Annotated in this window: 14 protein-coding genes; 4 read left to right on the forward strand and 10 right to left on the reverse strand. The window is 61.3% G+C overall.

What is annotated here, in order from left to right; genetic code table 11:
* Nucleotides 1-8: 8 nt before the first annotated feature.
* The 7 genes from fba to RTI30_RS03375 form a co-directional block, all read right to left on the reverse strand.
* The gene (gene fba, locus RTI30_RS03345) at nt 9-1,079 is read right to left on the reverse strand and encodes a class II fructose-bisphosphate aldolase (protein WP_312262762.1); all 1,071 of its coding nucleotides are present in this window, start codon (nt 1,077-1,079) and stop codon (nt 9-11) included.
* Nucleotides 1,080-1,118: 39 nt separating this feature from the next.
* Nucleotides 1,119-2,555, reverse strand: coding sequence for a pyruvate kinase (gene pyk / locus RTI30_RS03350; protein WP_312262763.1), 1,437 nt, complete (start codon nt 2,553-2,555; stop codon nt 1,119-1,121).
* Between the two features lie 4 nt (nt 2,556-2,559).
* A complete protein-coding gene (locus tag RTI30_RS03355) occupies nt 2,560-3,756 on the reverse strand; it encodes a phosphoglycerate kinase (protein WP_312262764.1) in 1,197 nt (398 codons plus the stop codon).
* Between the two features lie 10 nt (nt 3,757-3,766).
* Entirely contained in the window at nt 3,767-4,774 is a 1,008-nt protein-coding gene (gene gap, locus RTI30_RS03360; RefSeq protein ID WP_312262765.1) for a type I glyceraldehyde-3-phosphate dehydrogenase, read from the reverse strand.
* A 32-nt stretch (nt 4,775-4,806) separates the two neighbouring features.
* A complete protein-coding gene (gene tkt, locus RTI30_RS03365; RefSeq protein WP_312262766.1) occupies nt 4,807-6,804 on the reverse strand; it encodes a transketolase in 1,998 nt (665 codons plus the stop codon).
* A gap of 61 nt (nt 6,805-6,865) precedes the next feature.
* On the reverse strand, nt 6,866-7,813 hold the full coding sequence (gene glpX, locus RTI30_RS03370; protein ID WP_312262767.1) for a class II fructose-bisphosphatase: 948 nt from the start codon (nt 7,811-7,813) through the stop codon (nt 6,866-6,868).
* Nucleotides 7,814-7,860: 47 nt separating this feature from the next.
* Nucleotides 7,861-8,676, reverse strand: a complete 816-nt coding sequence (locus tag RTI30_RS03375) for an inositol monophosphatase family protein (protein WP_312262768.1) — start codon at nt 8,674-8,676, stop codon at nt 7,861-7,863.
* Between the two features lie 72 nt (nt 8,677-8,748).
* Here RTI30_RS03375 and RTI30_RS03380 point away from each other — a divergent pair, with 72 nt between their 5' ends.
* Nucleotides 8,749-9,480 (forward strand): 16S rRNA (uracil(1498)-N(3))-methyltransferase, encoded by a 732-nt coding sequence (locus RTI30_RS03380; protein WP_312283371.1) that lies wholly within the window; start codon nt 8,749-8,751, stop codon nt 9,478-9,480.
* A gap of 52 nt (nt 9,481-9,532) precedes the next feature.
* Complete coding sequence (ispH, locus tag RTI30_RS03385) at nt 9,533-10,471, forward strand: 4-hydroxy-3-methylbut-2-enyl diphosphate reductase (RefSeq protein ID WP_312263392.1); 939 nt, start codon at nt 9,533-9,535, stop codon at nt 10,469-10,471.
* On the opposite strand, the gene rmuC is transcribed toward ispH, so the two are convergent.
* A complete protein-coding gene (rmuC, locus tag RTI30_RS03390) occupies nt 10,431-11,957 on the reverse strand; it encodes a DNA recombination protein RmuC (protein WP_312263391.1) in 1,527 nt (508 codons plus the stop codon). The genes ispH and rmuC overlap by 41 nt on opposite strands.
* Nucleotides 11,958-11,961: 4 nt before the next feature.
* Nucleotides 11,962-12,420, reverse strand: coding sequence for a large conductance mechanosensitive channel protein MscL (gene mscL, locus RTI30_RS03395; protein ID WP_312263390.1), 459 nt, complete (start codon nt 12,418-12,420; stop codon nt 11,962-11,964).
* Nucleotides 12,421-12,567: 147 nt separating this feature from the next.
* On the opposite strand from mscL, the gene RTI30_RS03400 reads away from it, so the two are divergent.
* Nucleotides 12,568-13,242 carry an SIMPL domain-containing protein gene (locus tag RTI30_RS03400; protein WP_312263389.1) on the forward strand — a complete coding sequence of 225 codons (675 nt, stop codon included), beginning with the start codon at nt 12,568-12,570 and terminating at the stop codon, nt 13,240-13,242.
* 37 nt (nt 13,243-13,279) lie between these two features.
* The gene (locus RTI30_RS03405) at nt 13,280-15,160 is read left to right on the forward strand and encodes a diguanylate cyclase (protein WP_312283372.1); all 1,881 of its coding nucleotides are present in this window, start codon (nt 13,280-13,282) and stop codon (nt 15,158-15,160) included.
* On the opposite strand, the gene RTI30_RS03410 is transcribed toward RTI30_RS03405, so the two are convergent.
* Complete coding sequence (locus RTI30_RS03410; protein WP_312262939.1) at nt 15,157-16,074, reverse strand: DnaJ C-terminal domain-containing protein; 918 nt, start codon at nt 16,072-16,074, stop codon at nt 15,157-15,159. The genes RTI30_RS03405 and RTI30_RS03410 overlap by 4 nt on opposite strands.
* Nucleotides 16,075-16,118 lie beyond the last annotated feature (44 nt).

The following is a 16,118-nucleotide window of genomic DNA, read 5'->3' on the forward strand; positions in this document are numbered from 1 at the left end:
CGACGAGCTTAGATCCCGGTTACCCGCGGATCCAATTCACCCTTCGTATAGCGCTTGACCATCGTATCCATGGGGATGGCCTTGATTTTGCTGGCCTGACCGGCGGTACCAAAGGCCTCGTAGCGCTGCTTGCAAATGTCGCGCATGGCATCGATGGAGGCCTGCAGGAACTTGCGCGGGTCGAAGTTCTTGGGGTTTTTGTACAGGCTCTGCCGCACGGCCCCGGTAGCCGCCAAGCGCAGGTCGGTATCGATATTGACCTTGCGCACGCCATACTTGATGCCTTCCTGAATCTCTTCCACCGGTACACCGTAGGTCTCGCCGATGTCTCCGCCAAACTCGTGGATGATCTTCAGCCAGTCCTGGGGGACAGAGCTGGAGCCATGCATGACCAAGTGGGTGTCGGGAATCCGCTCATGGATTTCCTTGACCCGGTCGATGCGGAGAATTTTGCCGGTAGGCGGCTGAGTGAATTTGTAGGCGCCGTGGCTGGTGCCGATGGCAATGGCCAGGGCATCGAGCTTGGTCGACTTGACGAAGTGCGCTGCCTCGTTGGGATCGGTAAGCAGCTGGTCATGGCTCAGGCAACCTTCGGCGCCAACGCCGTCTTCTTCGCCAGCCATGCCGGTCTCCAAGGAGCCGAGGCAGCCGAGTTCGCCTTCCACCGACACGCCGACCGCATGCGCCATCTCCACCACCTTGGCGGTAACGGCAACGTTGTAATCATAGCTGGCCGGGGTCTTGGCGTCTTCGAGAAGGGAGCCGTCCATCATCACACTGGTAAAGCCGGAGCGGATGGCCTGAATGCAGACTGCGGGGCTGGCGCCATGATCCTGGTGTAGCACCACGGGAACGTCCGGATATTCTTCCACCGCCGCCAGGATGAGATGGCGGAGAAACGGCTCACCGGCATACTTGCGGGCGCCAGCCGAAGCCTGCAGGATCACCGGCGCGTCGACGGCGGCAGCGGCCTCCATGATTGCCCGGACCTGTTCCAGGTTGTTGACGTTGAATGCAGGGATACCGTAACCGTGCTCGGCGGCGTGATCGAGCAGTTGCCGCAGGGATACCATTGCCATCGTTCTTACCTCACTAGCAGTAGAAAAAATCGTCTTACATCACACCTGGCTGGCCGCACCAACACGTACCAGCTTGAGGGTATTCGTACCACCGGGCGCCCCGATGGGCTCACCAATGGTGATCAGGATGAGGTCGCCGTCACGCACTGCGCCGCGCCGTCGCAGCTCGTCCTCGGCAGCACGCATTACCTGCAAGGGATCGTCGTGCCGACTTTGCGGGAAATTGACCGGGTGTACACCACGATACAGGGTTACCTTGCGCCGCGTATAGACCTGCGGGGTCAGGGCATAGATCGGCACCCGAGAATCGGCTCGCGACAGCCACAACGCCGTCGAACCGCTCTCGGTAAAGGCCGCGATGGCAGTGATGGGCGCCCGCTGGGTCGCCAAAATGGCCGCTGCAGCGATGGTCTCATCTACCCGTTCCAGGCGCCGTTCCGAGAATGGTTCCGCCACTTGGCAGGGCATCTGCCGCTCTACTTCGAGGCAAGTGCGCGCCATGGCCGCCACCGCCTCGACGGGATACTGACCAGAGGCGGTCTCGGCCGAGAGCATGACCGCGTCGGTGCCATCGAGCACGGCATTGGCAACGTCCGAGACCTCGGCTCGGGTGGGAATCGGCTGATGAATCATCGATTCCATCATCTGCGTTGCGGTAATGGTAAGGCGGTTGTAGCGATGCGCCATGGCGATGATGCGCTTTTGCACCGGCGGCACCGCCGCGTCACCAATTTCCACACCCAAGTCGCCCCGCGCGACCATGACCGCCTCAGAGGCAGCTAGGATATCCTCGATCGCGTCCACTGCCTCGGCACGCTCGATTTTGGCCACCAGGGCGCCATGCCCGCCCGCTGCCCGAAACAAGCGTCGGGCCTCGTCCATGTCCGCGCCGCTACGCGGAAAGGATACGGCAAGATAATCAGCCTCCAGCCGCGCCGCGGTGATGATATCCTCGCGGTCTTTGTCGGTGAGGGCTGGAGCCGTGAGACCACCGCCGGCGCGATTGATGCCCTTGTTATTGGAGAGCTCGCCGCCTTGGGTGACACGGGTATGGATCTCGCGGCCCTCGACCTTTTCCACCCAGAGCTGAATCATGCCGTCGTTGAGGAGCAAGGTGGCACCGCGTTCGACGTCGTTGATCAGCTCCGGGTAGGTGACCCCGACTCGCTCTTGGTTACCCAAAGTGCAGTCAATGTCGAGGATGAAGGGATCGCCTTCGCGCAAATGGATCTTACCGTCGACAAACTTGCCGATGCGAATCTTGGGGCCTTGCAGATCCGCCAGCACGCCGATGGCGCGCCCATGGGCGCGGGCGCGCTCCCGCACCAACTCCGCCCGCCGCACGTGATCTTCCGCGCTGCCATGGGAGAAATTGAGGCGGACGACGTCGAGCCCCGCCTCGATCAGGCGATCGATGACCTCTGGCGAGGAACTGGCTGGCCCCAGAGTGGCCACGATCTTGGTACGGCGAATCACAAAATTACCCCCGGCTGCGTGCCTCGAGAATCTCAAAAGCTGGCAGGGTCTTGCCCTCCAAAACTTCGAGGAAAGCCCCACCACCGGTGGAGATATACCCAACCTTGTCGGCAATACCGTATTTGGCAATGGCTGCCAGGGTGTCGCCACCGCCAGCGATGGAGAAAGCCGGACTCGCGGCGATAGCCATGGCCAGTGTCTTGGTGCCATTGGCAAAGGCATCGAACTCGAAGACCCCCACCGGCCCATTCCACACGATGGTGCCCGCGGCTTTGAGCTTGTCGGCAAGCTGCTCTGCCGTCTTCGGACCGATATCGAGGATGAGATCCTCGGGGCCAACCTCCGCAACCGCCTTGACTGTCGCCTTGGCATCGGCGGCGAAACGATCCGCCACCACCACGTCTACCGGGATCGGGACCTCGGCACCGCGCGCCTTCATCTTGTCGATAACCTTGCGCGCCTCCTCCACCAAATCTGGCTCCGCCAGACTCTTGCCGATGGGTTGGTCAGCAGCAAGCAGGAAGGTGTTGGCGATACCCCCACCGACGATGAGACCATCTACCTTGTCTGCCAAGGCTTGGAGAATGGTGAGCTTGGTCGAGACCTTGGAGCCGGCAACGATGGCGATCAAAGGCCGCTTGGGATTGGCCAAAGCGCGCTGAATGGCGTCGATTTCGGCGGCGAGCAGCGGGCCGGCGCAAGCGATGGGGGCATACTTGGCGATGCCATAGGTGCTCGCCTCGGCGCGATGCGCCGTACCGAAGGCGTCGTGCACGAAGATGTCGCAGAGCTTGGCGTACTTCTGCGCCAAGGCATCGTCATTCTTCTTTTCGCCCTTGTTGAGGCGGCAGTTTTCCAACATCACCACCTCGCCGGGATGCAGTTCGAAGCCGCCGTCCACCCAATTTTGCTGCAGGCGCACCGGTTTGCCGAGGAGCTCACCAAGACGCTTGGCTACTGGCGCCAGGGAGTCTTCGGGCTTGAATTCGCCTTCCGTGGGACGCCCCAGATGAGAGGTGATCATCACCGCCGCGCCCGCGTCGAGGGCCATTTGCACCGCCGGGACCGAGGCCCGCACGCGCGTATCCTCGGTAATCTGGCCCTGGTCATCGAGGGGGACGTTGAGATCGGCTCGGATGAAAACGCGCTTCCCGCGCGCCTCGCCGCGCTGGCAGACTTCGGCAAAGGTCAGAATCTGCATGACAAAGCCCTCAATGGGTCGCTACATGCTTGACGAAACGCAGCATGTTGCAGGTATAGCCATATTCGTTGTCGTACCAGGACACCACCTTGACGAAGGTGGGATCGAGCTGGATACCGGCCTTGGCGTCAAAGATCGAAGGGGCCGAGAAGCCACGGAAATCGGTGGAGACCACGGCATCCTCGGTATAGGCAAGCACGCCCTTGAGCGGCCCCTCGCTGGCGGCCTTCATGGCTTGGCAGATTTCCTCATAGCTGGCTTCCTTGTTGAGCTCGGCGGTGAGGTCGACTACCGAGACATCGGAAGTGGGAACGCGGAAGGCCATACCCGTGAGCTTCTTGTTGAGCTCCGGAATCACCTTGCCTACCGCCTTGGCAGCACCCGTGCTGGAAGGAATGATGTTCTCGAGGATGCCACGTCCACCGCGCCAGTCCTTGGCCGAGGGGCCGTCGACGGTCTTCTGGGTGGCGGTGGCGGCATGAACGGTGCTCATCAAGCCGCGCTTGATGCCAAAATGATCGTTCAGCACCTTGGCAACCGGGGCTAGGCAGTTGGTGGTGCAGGAGGCCGCCGAGACGATCTTCTCGCCGGCATACTTCTGGTGATTGACTCCATAGACGAACATGGGGGTGTCGTCCTTGGACGGGGCCGACTGCACGACCTTCTTGGCGCCCGCATCGAGGTGCTTCTGGCAGGTCTCGCCCGTAAGAAAGAAACCCGTCGACTCGATGACCAAGTCCACTTGCACGGCGTCCCACTTGAGGTTGGCGGGATCACGCTCGGCAGTGAGCCGCACCGTCTTGCCGTTGATGAGCAGGTTATTGCCTTCGACCTTCACTTCTCCGGGAAAACGGCCATGGACCGAGTCATATTGGAGCATATAGGCAAGATAAGCGGGCTCCAGCAAGTCATTGATGGCCACCACTTCCAACTCCTTGAACTCCGCTTCTTTGGCAATGGCACGAAAAGCCATACGCCCAATGCGTCCGAAGCCGTTGATACCTACACGAATTGTCATACCCTAACTCCTCAAAGTTTCTAATGGAATTCTCAGAGTGCCCGGAAGCGCTCGACGACGTGCGCGACAGTAAAGCCATACTTCTCGAAGAGCACTGGCGCCGGAGCGGAGGCACCGAAGCGGTCGATGCCGACCACGCCGCCTTGTAGCCCCACATACTTGTACCAGAGCCCGGAAGTACCAGCCTCCACCGCCAGACGCTTACTCAGGGCGGCGGGCAGAACACTTTCGCGATAGGCCGCATCTTGGGTGTCGAAAATCTCGAGGCAAGGCATCGACACCACCCGCACATGCACTCCGGCCTCCGCCAACTTGGCCTGAGCGGCGAGGGCGAGTTCTACCTCAGAACCACTGGCGAGGATGATACCCTCCTCCTTGCCCGCCGCCGCCTTGATGACGTAGCCGCCGCGGCGCGCGCCCTCGATACTCGCGTCGCTGTGCGGCAGCGCCGAAAGATTCTGGCGACTGAGGGCCAAAAGGCTGGGCGTGCGCTCCTGCTTGACCGACGACTCCCAAGCGATGGCGGTTTCCACTGCATCGGCAGGGCGCCAGACGTGCAGGTTGGGAATCAAGCGCAAGCTATTCACCTGCTCGATGGGCTGATGGGTCGGGCCGTCTTCACCCAATCCAATGGAATCGTGGGTCATGACATAGATCACGCGGATACCCATGAGCGCCGACATACGGATGGCGTTGCGGCTGTAATCCGAGAAGATCAGGAAGGTGCCACCGAAGGGAAGGAAGCCGCCGTAGAGGGCAACACCGTTCATGATGGCCGACATGCCGAACTCGCGCACACCATAGTGGATGTAATTGCCTTCCACCTTGTGCTTGCCCAGATCCACCGCCTCTTTCCAGCGGGTGTTGTTGGAGGGACTCAAGTCAGCCGAGCCGCCGAGGAATTCCGGTACCGCCGCGGCAATACCTTGAATGGTCTTGCCCGAGGCAACACGGGTGGCAATCTTCGGTGCTTCGGCGCGGAAATCGGCAATGACCTTGGCAATGGCCGCATCAAAAGCGGGGCTGGGCTCACCCCGCAGGCGCCGCTCAAACTCCGCCGCCTCGGCCGGAAAAGCCGCCTTATACGCAGCGAACTTGTCCTGCCAAGCCGCCTCGGCCGCCTTGCCCTTGGCGCGCGCGTCCCAGCCCTGGTAGATCTCTTGCGGTACGAAGAAGGCCTCATCCGAGGGCCAACCCAAGTGCTTGCGGGTGGCGGCGACTTCCTCGGCCCCCAAAGCGGCGCCGTGCACATCGTGGGTACCGGCTTTGTTGGGCGAGCCTTCGCCGATCACCGTCTTGCAGCAGATGAGCACCGGCTTACTGGTCTGGGCCCGCGCCGCAACGATGGCGTGCTTGACGGCTTCGGGATCGTGACCGTTGATGTCACGGATGACATGCCAACCGTAGGCCTCGAAACGTGCCGGGGTGTCGTCGGCAAACCAGTTGTCGACGTGGCCATCGATGGAGATATTGTTGTCGTCGTAAAAGCAAATGAGCTTGTGCAGACCCCATACACCAGCGAGGGAGCAGGCCTCGTGGGACACGCCTTCCATCAAGCAGCCGTCACCCAGGAAAACGTAAGTGTAGTTGTCGACGATCTCGTGGCCGGGGCGGTTGAACTGCTTGGCGAGCAGCTGCTCCGCCAGCGCCATACCAACACCATTGGCCAACCCCTGGCCGAGAGGGCCCGTGGTGGTTTCCACGCCGGGGGCGTCGCGATACTCGGGATGCCCTGGGGTCTTGCTGTGCCACTGTCGGAAATTCTTGAGGTCGTCGAGGGAGAGGTCATAACCGCTCAGGTGCAGTAAGGCGTACTGCAGCATCGAGCCATGCCCGTTCGACAGCAGAAAACGATCTCGCCCAGCCCAATGGGGGTTACTCGGATTGTGGACGAGGAAATCATTCCAGAGAACTTCTGCAATGTCGGCCATACCCATGGGCATGCCGGGATGGCCGCTGTTGGCCTTTTGCACGGCATCGATGGTGAGAATACGGATGGCGTCGGCCATTTGCTTACGGGATACGGTCATAGTCAGCTCCTCAGAGTTGGCCCCCGCAGCCGGGACGCCAACCAGCTAGTTGGTAGAGAAATCAGTCGTCGGCGCGCTGATGGGTGCGTACGCGCCGGAGAATGCCATCGTGGCCGGAAATCACCAGGCTCTCGCTTTCGACAAAAAAGCGCGAGCGGGACACGCCATCGAGAATATCGCCACTGGTCAGGCCAGTAGCCACAAAAAGAACATCGTCACTGGATACGAGCTCATCCCGACCCATCCATTGGCCAATCTTGAGACCAGCAGCGGCAATCGCCTCGGCCTCACCGGGCTTTTGGGGGGCGAGGGCACCGAACATGTCCGCCCCCATGGCCCGGGCGGCACAAGCAGTGATGACGCCTTCTGGGGTGCCACCGATACCCATCATGGCATCGACCTTGGTGCCCAGGGCAGCCATGATGCCGCCACTGACGTCGCCATCGGTTTGCAGGCGCACCGTGGCACCCGCTGCCTGAATTTCGCGGATCATTTCTTCATGGCGCGGCTTTTTCAGCAAAAAGATCCGCAACTCCTTCACGTCCTTGCCCAGCGCCTTGGCAAGAGCATGCAGCTTGTCTTTCATGGGTGCTGCCGGATCGATCTTGCCCCGCGCCGGCGCTGGCACCACCAACTTGTCCATGTAGAAGGCTGGGCCGGGGCGGAACATGCTACCCTTGGGCGCCGCCGCAAGCACGCAGATGGAACCCGGCATGCCGTTGGCGAGGAAGGTGGTACCCTCGACGGGATCGACGGCGATGTCGACTTCCGGGCCACTGCCGGAACCCACCGCCTCGCCGTTGTAGAGCATGGGTGCCTCGTCCTTCTCCCCCTCGCCGATGACCACGGTACCCCGCATGGGCACCTGCGCAATGGCCGCCCGCATGGCATCCACCGCCGCGCCATCTCCCAGTTCCTTTTCTCCCCGGCCGATCCAGCCACTGGCAGCGCGGGCCGCGGATTCGGTTACGGGGAGCAGACTCAGGGCAAGGTTGCGAATGGTGGCCATAGGGGGGTTGTCCTTACAGGTGGCGAATGAATAATTTCAAGGATAAATCAAGCTCGGCTCTTTGGGAACTCAGTCACCAACCAAGTCGACCAGGCGGCGTGCAAGCGGGGGTCGAGGGCGGCCAAAACCGAGCGCTTGGCGAGGGCATTGGGGCAGAGGGGTTCGCCAGCCAGGGTGCTGAGCCGTCCACCCGCTTCCTGCAGCAGGAGACCGCCCGCGGCCCAATCCCAAAGCTGTTGCGCACCGTGCAAATAGAAGTGGTAGCGCCCCGCCGCCAACCAACTCCACTCGAGCACGCAGCTGCCAAAATTCCGTTGACTATGGAAAGGTTGCCGGGTGACGAGGGCAATCGCCAGCTCTGGGGCAAGACGCTTGTAGTCGAGAACACCGACGCTGCCACTCAGCCCCGGCGCCTCCTTACACGGCAGACGCTCGCCGTTGCAAAAAGCACCTCCCCCCCGCACCGCGGTAAACAGCTCGTCACGTATCGGGTCATAAACCCAGCCCTGGCGCGCGCCTTGGCCATCGAGGAGCGCAAGGCTGATACCAAAAACCGGCACGCCAGCGGCATAATTGCTGGTACCATCCAAGGGATCCAGGCACCAGAGGAGACTGGCGCTGCGCATCAATTCCGCCTGCTCGGCTGCCGTCATCTCCTCGCCGAGCAGGGGAATATCGGGGTAGCGCCGTGCCAAGGCCTCTTGCAAAAAATTTTGGCTATGGAGGTCGGCACTGGTAACGATACTGCCATCAGGCTTGCGCGTTGCCGTAAGACGCCGGAAACCGGGCAACAGGAAGCGGGCCGCGCTCTCGCGCAGCAGCCCAGCCACCCAATCGCTATCGATGCCGCCGTCCCCGTTCATGGGTAAAGCATAGACTAGGCCGCAGCTGGGGTCATCCTTCCGTTGGCGATCGTGGCATGCTCCAATAGCCGTATGCCACGGATTCACCTCTACCTCGAGGCACCACCTGCCGATGCTCGCTTGCTCCTCCCCGCCGCGGCAAGCCACCACCTGTTGCGGGTACTGCGCGCCCGACGCGGTCAGCGCCTTACCCTGTTCTCGGGCGACGGTTGGGAGTATGCAGCGGAACTGGTTGGGGTAGAGGGTGAACGCGCCGTGCTGGCAGTCGAGGCGGCGCGCCAGCGCGATACCGCAAGCCCTCTGCACGTTACCCTGGCTCTGCCCTTGCTCAAAGGTGAGCGCTGGGATTGGGCATTGCAAAAGGCGACAGAACTTGGCGTGGCGACGATCCAACCGATTCACAGCCGCTTCTGTCAAATTGCCTTGGCGGAGGCGCAGCAAGCGCGTCGTCAGGAGCGCTGGCAACAAATCCTCATTGCCGCGGCCGAGCAAAGCCAGGCTACACGCTTGCCGCAGCTCGCAGCACCGCTGGCTTTGGCAGATTTTTTGGCGCGTCCCCGGGAGGGGCTCGGCTTGGTTCTCGATGCCGCGGCCGACAGCAATTTGCGCGCCTTGCCAGAAACATCGCCAAACTCGGTCACTATCCTCACGGGCCCCGAGGGCGGACTAGCCGCCGAGGAAATCGCCAGCGCGCGGGAGAAAGGCTTTTACGGACTGCGCCTGGGACCACGGATCCTGCGCGCCGAGACCGCCCCATTGGCAATCCTGGCCGTCCTCCAAGGACGTTACGGTGACCTCGGTTGACAGCACGTTGCTGGCGCTGGACCATGGGCAAAATCCCAAGGAGTTGGATCGCATGGATATCTTGTTAGCCAATCCGCGCGGCTTCTGTGCCGGCGTCAATCGGGCCATCCAAATCGTCGAGCGCGCATTGGAATTGTTTGGCGCCCCCATCTATGTGCGCCACGAAGTCGTGCACAACCGGCATGTAGTCGAAGACCTGCGTAATCGCGGTGCCATCTTTGTCGAGGAGCTGGACGAAGTTCCGGATGACGCCACGGTCATCTTCAGCGCCCACGGCGTGCCCCTGGCGGTGCGTCAGCGCGCCGAGGAGCGCGGCCTGACCGTCTTCGACGCCACCTGCCCCCTGGTTACCAAGGTGCACATGGAGGTCAAGAAATACAGCCGCGAAGGCATGGAAATGGTCCTTATCGGCCATGCCGGCCACCCGGAGGTGGAAGGCACCATGGGCCAGGTGGAGGCAGGGATGATGTACTTGGTCTCTACGGTTGCCGACGTTGCGCGCTTGCAGCCCCGCAACCCGGAGCGTCTGGCCTACATCACCCAAACGACCCTGAGCATGGACGATACCGCCGAGGTGATCCAGGCCCTGCGCGAGCGCTTTCCAGCCATCCAGGGGCCAAAAAAAGACGACATCTGCTACGCTACCCAAAACCGTCAGGATGCCGTCAAGAAACTCGTCCCGGCGGTCGATATCCTGTTGGTGGTGGGCGCGCCCAATAGCTCCAACTCCAGCCGCCTCGCCGAACTCGGTCTGCGCCTGGGAACCACCACCCATCTCATCGAGGACGCCAGCCAACTACGGCGCGAGTGGTTTGCCGGTGACCCGCGCATCGGTATCAGCGCCGGGGCTTCGGCACCGGAGAGCCTCGTCCAGGAAATCATCGCCACCCTGGAGAGTTGGGGCGCACAGCGGCCGCAGGAACTGCCAGGGGTGGAGGAGAAAGTGATCTTCAGCCTGCCCCTGGCCCTGAGCCAGGCGACGCGGCCGTAAGCGCGTCGTCGCTAGGCTCGCGGCGCTGCAGTTCCCGCACCTGCAACTCCACTGGCTCCAAGACGGAGATCTCGCGGTCAGCGCTGGTCGCACCGAGGTCGGCAAATTTACGTGCCGAAACGAGAACGCGGGCCTCCAAAGATGCCGTAGCTTGGTTATAAGACTGCACGGCACTCTGCAGTTGGCGTCCCAGCTTGCTCCAATGGTTGCTCATGGTCAGCAGGCGGTCGTACAGCTCGCGCCCCAGAGCACTAATGGCCTGGGCATTGGCCGCTACTACTTCCTGGCGCCAGCCGTAGGCCGCCGCCCGCAACAAGGCAATGAGAGTGGTGGGGGTGGCCAGCAGGACCTTCTGTTCCATGCCATATTCGATCAGGGCCGGATCCATTTGCAGGGCGGCACTGAAAAAATCTTCCCCGGGCAGGAACAAGACCACAAATTCCGGGCTTGGCAGTTGTTCCCAATAGGATTTGCGGCCCAATTGCTGAAGATGGGTGCGGAGCTCGGCGGCATGCTTGTGCAGCCACTGCTGGCGCTCCTCTTCCGACTCCGCCTCCACCGCCTGCAGGTAGGCATTGAGCGGCGCCTTGGCATCGACGACGATTTCCTTGCCGCCGGGCAGGTGCACCACCAGATCCGGACGCTGCTGCCCTTGTTCCGTTTGCATGCTGGCCTGCTCGACAAAATCGCAATGGTCGACCATGCCTGCCATTTCCACTACACGCCGTAGCTGCATCTCCCCCCAACGCCCGCGCGCCGCCGGCTGGCGTAAGGCCTTGACCAAGGCCGCAGTTTCGCGGTGCAAACGGGGAAGATGATCCTGCACGAGCCCACGTAGTTGCTCGCTCAAGGCACTGTAGGCGCCAGCCCGTACCTGCTCTAGGGCATCGAGACGCTCGTTCATTTTACCCAGAGACTCGCGCACCGGCTGTACCAATTGTCCAAAACCTTGTTGCCGCAGTTCCCAATCTTGCCGCGCCTGCTCCTGAAATTGACCGAGCTTTTCTTGGGCAAGGCGCAAAAAATCTTCGTTGTTGCGACGCAAGGCATCGCCCGAAAGAGCGCTGAAGGTCTGTTGCAAACGCTCCTGGGCGGCGAGCAGCAGGGCTTGTTTTTCTTCTGCCTGCCGCGCCTCCTGCTGCAAGCGCTCCTGGAGCTCTGCGAGCTGGCGATCCTGCATCCGGTTTTGCGCGAGGAGGGAGGCATACTCTTGGCGCAAGGCTTCTGCCTCTGCGAGCCGCGCCTCCCATGCAGCTGCCTGCACTTGCAGGTCATGTAAGTCCTCGCGCAGGCGCTCCTTCTCCTGATTCTGCAAACGCAGCTCTTCCTGCCGCTGTAGCAAGGAAGCGCGCAGATCGACGACGGTTTGCTCGCTCTGCTGCAACGCCAAGAGCTGTGCTTGCACCCTGGCGCGCGACCAGAGCCAGTATAAGAGAACCCCGACCGGGATCCCGGCCAGAAAGGCAAGAAGGAGCCGGATCAGCACGACGCTAGTGCGTATCGCTCAACTGCGAGGTGCAGTTGGGGCACCGGGTAGCAGCAAGGGGGACATCGGTATGGCAGAACGGACATTCTTTGGTGCTTACCGGGGCAGCGGGCTTGGGATAAAGCCGGTTGACGACCCGTACCAAACTAAAAATTACCAGCGCGATGATGATAAAGCTGATTACGGCCATGATGAAAAGACCATAATTCCAGGTAACCGCCCCGGCCTTTTCCGCAGCCGCCAAGGTAACGTAGGGCCCCGGTGTCTTCCCTTCGTGTAATACCAAAAAGAGGTTGCTGAAATCCACCTTGCCAAGGATGAGGCCAATAGGCGGCATGATGATATCTTTGACGAGGGAAGTGACTACTGCCGAAAAGGCAGTGCCGATGACGAAAGCCACAGCCAAGTCGATCACGCTACCGCGTTGCAAAAATGTTTTGAAATCCTTAAAGAACTGGCGCATTTTCTCTCCCTTTGCTTATGGTCTTCGATCGCGCGATTATAGCAACGACTCCGCGGGAAGGAAGACAAAAATCCGACGCCGCACATGGCGTTGCATAACGCTTGTTTCGGCCAAAACTTTTCTACAACGCTCAGGAGGAGTACTCCCATGCATCGACTAGGGTCACCCAGTCTCGCCGCCCTGTCTTTTTTTGCGGTCTCCCTGCCTGCCTTGGCAGCCGCAATGCCGGCGCCGCAGATCAGTCTGCACCTCGATGAGTCTTTCCGCGTGCCCGCAACCGAACTGCACGCCGAGCTTGCTGCCGAAGCGCAAGCGCCGCATGCCGCCGATGCGGCGCAACAGGTCAATGAGAAGCTGCGTTGGGCGGAAAAGGAGTTGGCAACAACACCGCAAATACATTGGCAGCTCGGCAACTATGCAAGCGAGCGTCTTGCCGACGGCAAAGGTTGGCAGCTGCGTGGCGAACTGCAACTGCACGCTGCCCCCAGTATACTCCTACCGGTGCTCGCGACCCTGCAATCGCGTTTGCAACTACTCTCGCTGCAAACGCTGCCGTCGGCGGCCAATATCCGCGCGGCGGAGGCACAGGCGCGCAAGGAGCTATTGCAAAGATTCCGTAGCGACGCCGAGTCCGCCTGCTCAGACCTGGGCCTGGGTTGGGGCGGGATTGAACGTGTCGAACTGCGCTCGTCGGCCATCCAGCCAACACCACGGGTCATGGGGCCGGCCCTTCTCGCCACCATGCCCGCACCAGTTAGCGCTGGAAATGCCGAGAGTCAATGGCAGAGTACCCTGGAGGGCGTAGCGTTTTGTCAAAAATAAACTAATTACTTGGCCAATTCATAATCGTAAGGTCGTTATGATGAAAAATGCCGATTGGTTGGCCCGCTACCGCGCCGGAGGACGGCTACCGTCGCCCCGAGGAGTGTATCTCGAGGCCTTGCGCTTGCTGGAGCAGGAGGAGGTCGATAATCGGGAACTAGCGCGAGTTCTGCAATCGGACCCAGCCACCAACGCCAAGCTGTTACAACTTGCCAATGCCTCGGCGCGTGCCCGCTCACGGCCGGTAGTCTCGGTCAGTGACGCCATCTTCATTCTTGGGCAGGTGCAGATCAAGCGCTTGGTGCTGGCTCTGGCGCTTATCCAAAGCTCGGCAGCGCGAGTGGACGGCTTTCCGTACCGGCTATTTTGGTCACAGTCGTTGCTTACCGCACTAGCGGTACAAGCGGTTGCCGAGCGGCTTGGGCGGGTGAATGCCGATGAGATTTTCGTTGTCGCGCTGCTCGCCCACATCGGCCGCCTGGCCCTCGCCAGTCTCTTTCCAGAAAGTTATACCGCGCTACTCGCCAGCTGCGCCGAGAAGAGCGAGCAGGAATGCCGCCAGCAGGAGCGCAACCTCTTTGAGATCGACCAAGACGAACTCTCTGCGCTCCTGCTCGAAGATTGGGGGTTACCAGGAATTTTCGTGGAAGTCGTACTCCATCAAAGTTATCCCGAAGGATTACTGGGTACCCCCCAGGCAACGCGTAGCATCTTTTTGATTCATCTCTTACGCCTTGGCCAGGCGATGGCCGGGGTCTGTTTGCAAAACAACCCGCAGTGGCAGGACGATGCCCGCAAGCTTCGCCAAGAAATGAACTATCTCGGCCTCAGTCGGGAGGCCATCGACGAAGAATTACGCCGGCTGCTGGCGGCCTGGCCACGCTGGCGCGAATTGCTGCAAGAGGCCGAAACCGTGCGTAGCGCGGTGACTGGCTGGGAGGAGAATGGGGCGACAGTGGAGCCAGCGCCTCCCTCGGCTCTACAGGTGGCCTGTATTGGCGAGGGCTTGGGAGATCAGATCGGCGCCTGCGCAGCTCTTTTTGCAAAACTTGGCATCGTGCCGCAAATGTTGGCACGCAACGTCGACCCCTTGCAGCTGAATTCTTCTGATTGGGACTTGCTGATTCTGGCACGGGATCCGGCCCAGCCTGCCGTCGACGAGGGGATTCTGAACGGTCTGGATCCCATTCTTGGGCCCTACTTGTTGCTCCTCGGCCGCGACCCGCTTTCTGCTGAGGAGGAGAGCCGACTTTTTCGCTTTGCCGTCGACGCCTACGAAATTTTGCCCCTGAGCGCCGAACGTCTGCAAAAACACTTACACTTGGCCGAGCGACGCCGCGAGGGGCGACGCAACTATGCCATTGGCCAGCAACGCATGCAGCTTTTAGCGGATTCCTTGGTGGAAAAGAATCGCAACCTGCGGCAAGTCGCATGGACTGATCCGCTCACGGAATTGCGTAATCGCCGCTACGCCGAAGAACGGCTGGCGCAGGAATGGGCGATCTGCGAGAGCCGGAACAGCGAACTCGGTCTCATGCTCCTGGATTTGGATCACTTCAAGGAAATCAACGATACCGAGGGACACGAGGCGGGTGACCGGGTATTGCGGCGAGTTGCTCGCATCCTCGAGGAGTTGTTACGGGAGCAGGACATTCCCTGCCGCCTAGGGGGCGATGAATTTTTGATCATCTGCTCTGAGACTGGACCGAGCGGTATGCAAGCCCTCGCCAATCGTATCTGCAACCGCTTGGCGGAACCGGAAGCTTGGCGCGAACTCCCTGGCCCGATTTCGGTGAGCATTGGCATCGCCAGCCGCCAGCCCGGCATGCAAGGCCCGGATGAGCTGATTGCCGCCGCCGATCGGGCCCTTTTTGAAGCCAAACGCAGTGGCCGCGGCCGGGTGGCTGGTCAGGTTTAGCCGCGCGGCCGGAAGCTACTTTGCGCCGCCAGTTGTTCCCAGAGAGCGCGCTCTTCGGCGCTGAGCTCCTTGGGCACCACAATCTGTAAGACTGCGTAGAGATCCCCTGCCGTCTTACCCTGGGCGCCAGGGAGGCCCTTACCGCGCAGGCGCAGGCGTTGCCCGCTACTGCTACCGGCAGGCACCTTGGCGCGTACACTCCCGTCCAGAGTCGGCACCAACACGCTGGCGCCAAGGACCGCCTCCCAGGGACTGATCGCCAAGTCGTGATAGAGATCTCGGCCCTCGGCGCGAAACTGCGGATGCGGCGCATAGACGATGCGTAGGTAGAGATCGCCATTTGGGCCACCCCCCATCCCCGGCTGGCCTTGCCCGGCGATGCGCAAGCGCTGGCCCTGGGCGATACCCACGGGAATTTTGACCGAGAGCTTTTTGTTCTCCCGTCGCACCCTGCCGTCGGGGCCAGTCACCGGCACTTGTAGACTGATTTCCCGCTGCGCTCCCCGGGCGACATCCTCCAGGCGGACCGCCAATTCGGCTTCGCTGTCTTCGCCACGCATACGAAAACCGCCAGCCCCTCGGCGCTGCTGGGCAAAGAGCTCCTCAAAAAAGTCGCTGAAGCCGCTTGCGCCGCCACCGGCAAAGCCATGCGCAAAATTCTCCCAACCCGGCGGCGGGCGAAACTCCTGGCCAGCGCGCCAATTGCTGCCAAGCTGGTCATAGGCGCGGCGACTCTCCGGGTCCTTGAGTACCTCGTAGGCCTCCTGGACCTCCTTGAAACGTTCTTCGGCGTCCTTCTCCTTGCTCACATCCGGGTGATATTTGCGCGCCATCTTGCGGTAGGCCGCCTTGATGGCATCGGCATCGGCATCCCGCGCCACCCCGAGAATCTGATAGTAGTCTTTGTATTCCAAGAAATCCCCCCGTATCATGCCGCCATGGCAAACAGGAATCTTGT

Source organism: Candidatus Igneacidithiobacillus taiwanensis (assembly GCF_031962545.1).
GTDB classification, from domain to species: Bacteria; Pseudomonadota; Gammaproteobacteria; order Acidithiobacillales; family Acidithiobacillaceae; genus Igneacidithiobacillus; species Igneacidithiobacillus taiwanensis.

Bases quoted from the DNA above. Each gene is read 5' to 3' on its own strand.
- fba (WP_312262762.1), bottom strand. From the start codon at position 1,079: ATGGCAATGGTATCCCTGCGGCAACTGCTCGATCACGCCGCCGAGCAC.
- RTI30_RS03355 (WP_312262764.1), bottom strand. From the start codon at position 3,756: ATGCAGATTCTGACCTTTGCCGAAGTCTGCCAGCGCGGCGAGGCGCGC.
- gap (WP_312262765.1), bottom strand. From the start codon at position 4,774: ATGACAATTCGTGTAGGTATCAACGGCTTCGGACGCATTGGGCGTATG.
- tkt (WP_312262766.1), bottom strand. From the start codon at position 6,804: ATGACCGTATCCCGTAAGCAAATGGCCGACGCCATCCGTATTCTCACC.
- glpX (WP_312262767.1), bottom strand. From the start codon at position 7,813: ATGGCCACCATTCGCAACCTTGCCCTGAGTCTGCTCCCCGTAACCGAA.
- RTI30_RS03375 (WP_312262768.1), bottom strand. From the start codon at position 8,676: ATGAACGGGGACGGCGGCATCGATAGCGATTGGGTGGCTGGGCTGCTG.
- RTI30_RS03380 (WP_312283371.1), top strand. From the start codon at position 8,749: ATGCCACGGATTCACCTCTACCTCGAGGCACCACCTGCCGATGCTCGC.
- ispH (WP_312263392.1), top strand. From the start codon at position 9,533: ATGGATATCTTGTTAGCCAATCCGCGCGGCTTCTGTGCCGGCGTCAAT.
- mscL (WP_312263390.1), bottom strand. From the start codon at position 12,420: ATGCGCCAGTTCTTTAAGGATTTCAAAACATTTTTGCAACGCGGTAGC.
- RTI30_RS03400 (WP_312263389.1), top strand. From the start codon at position 12,568: ATGCATCGACTAGGGTCACCCAGTCTCGCCGCCCTGTCTTTTTTTGCG.
- RTI30_RS03405 (WP_312283372.1), top strand. From the start codon at position 13,280: ATGATGAAAAATGCCGATTGGTTGGCCCGCTACCGCGCCGGAGGACGG.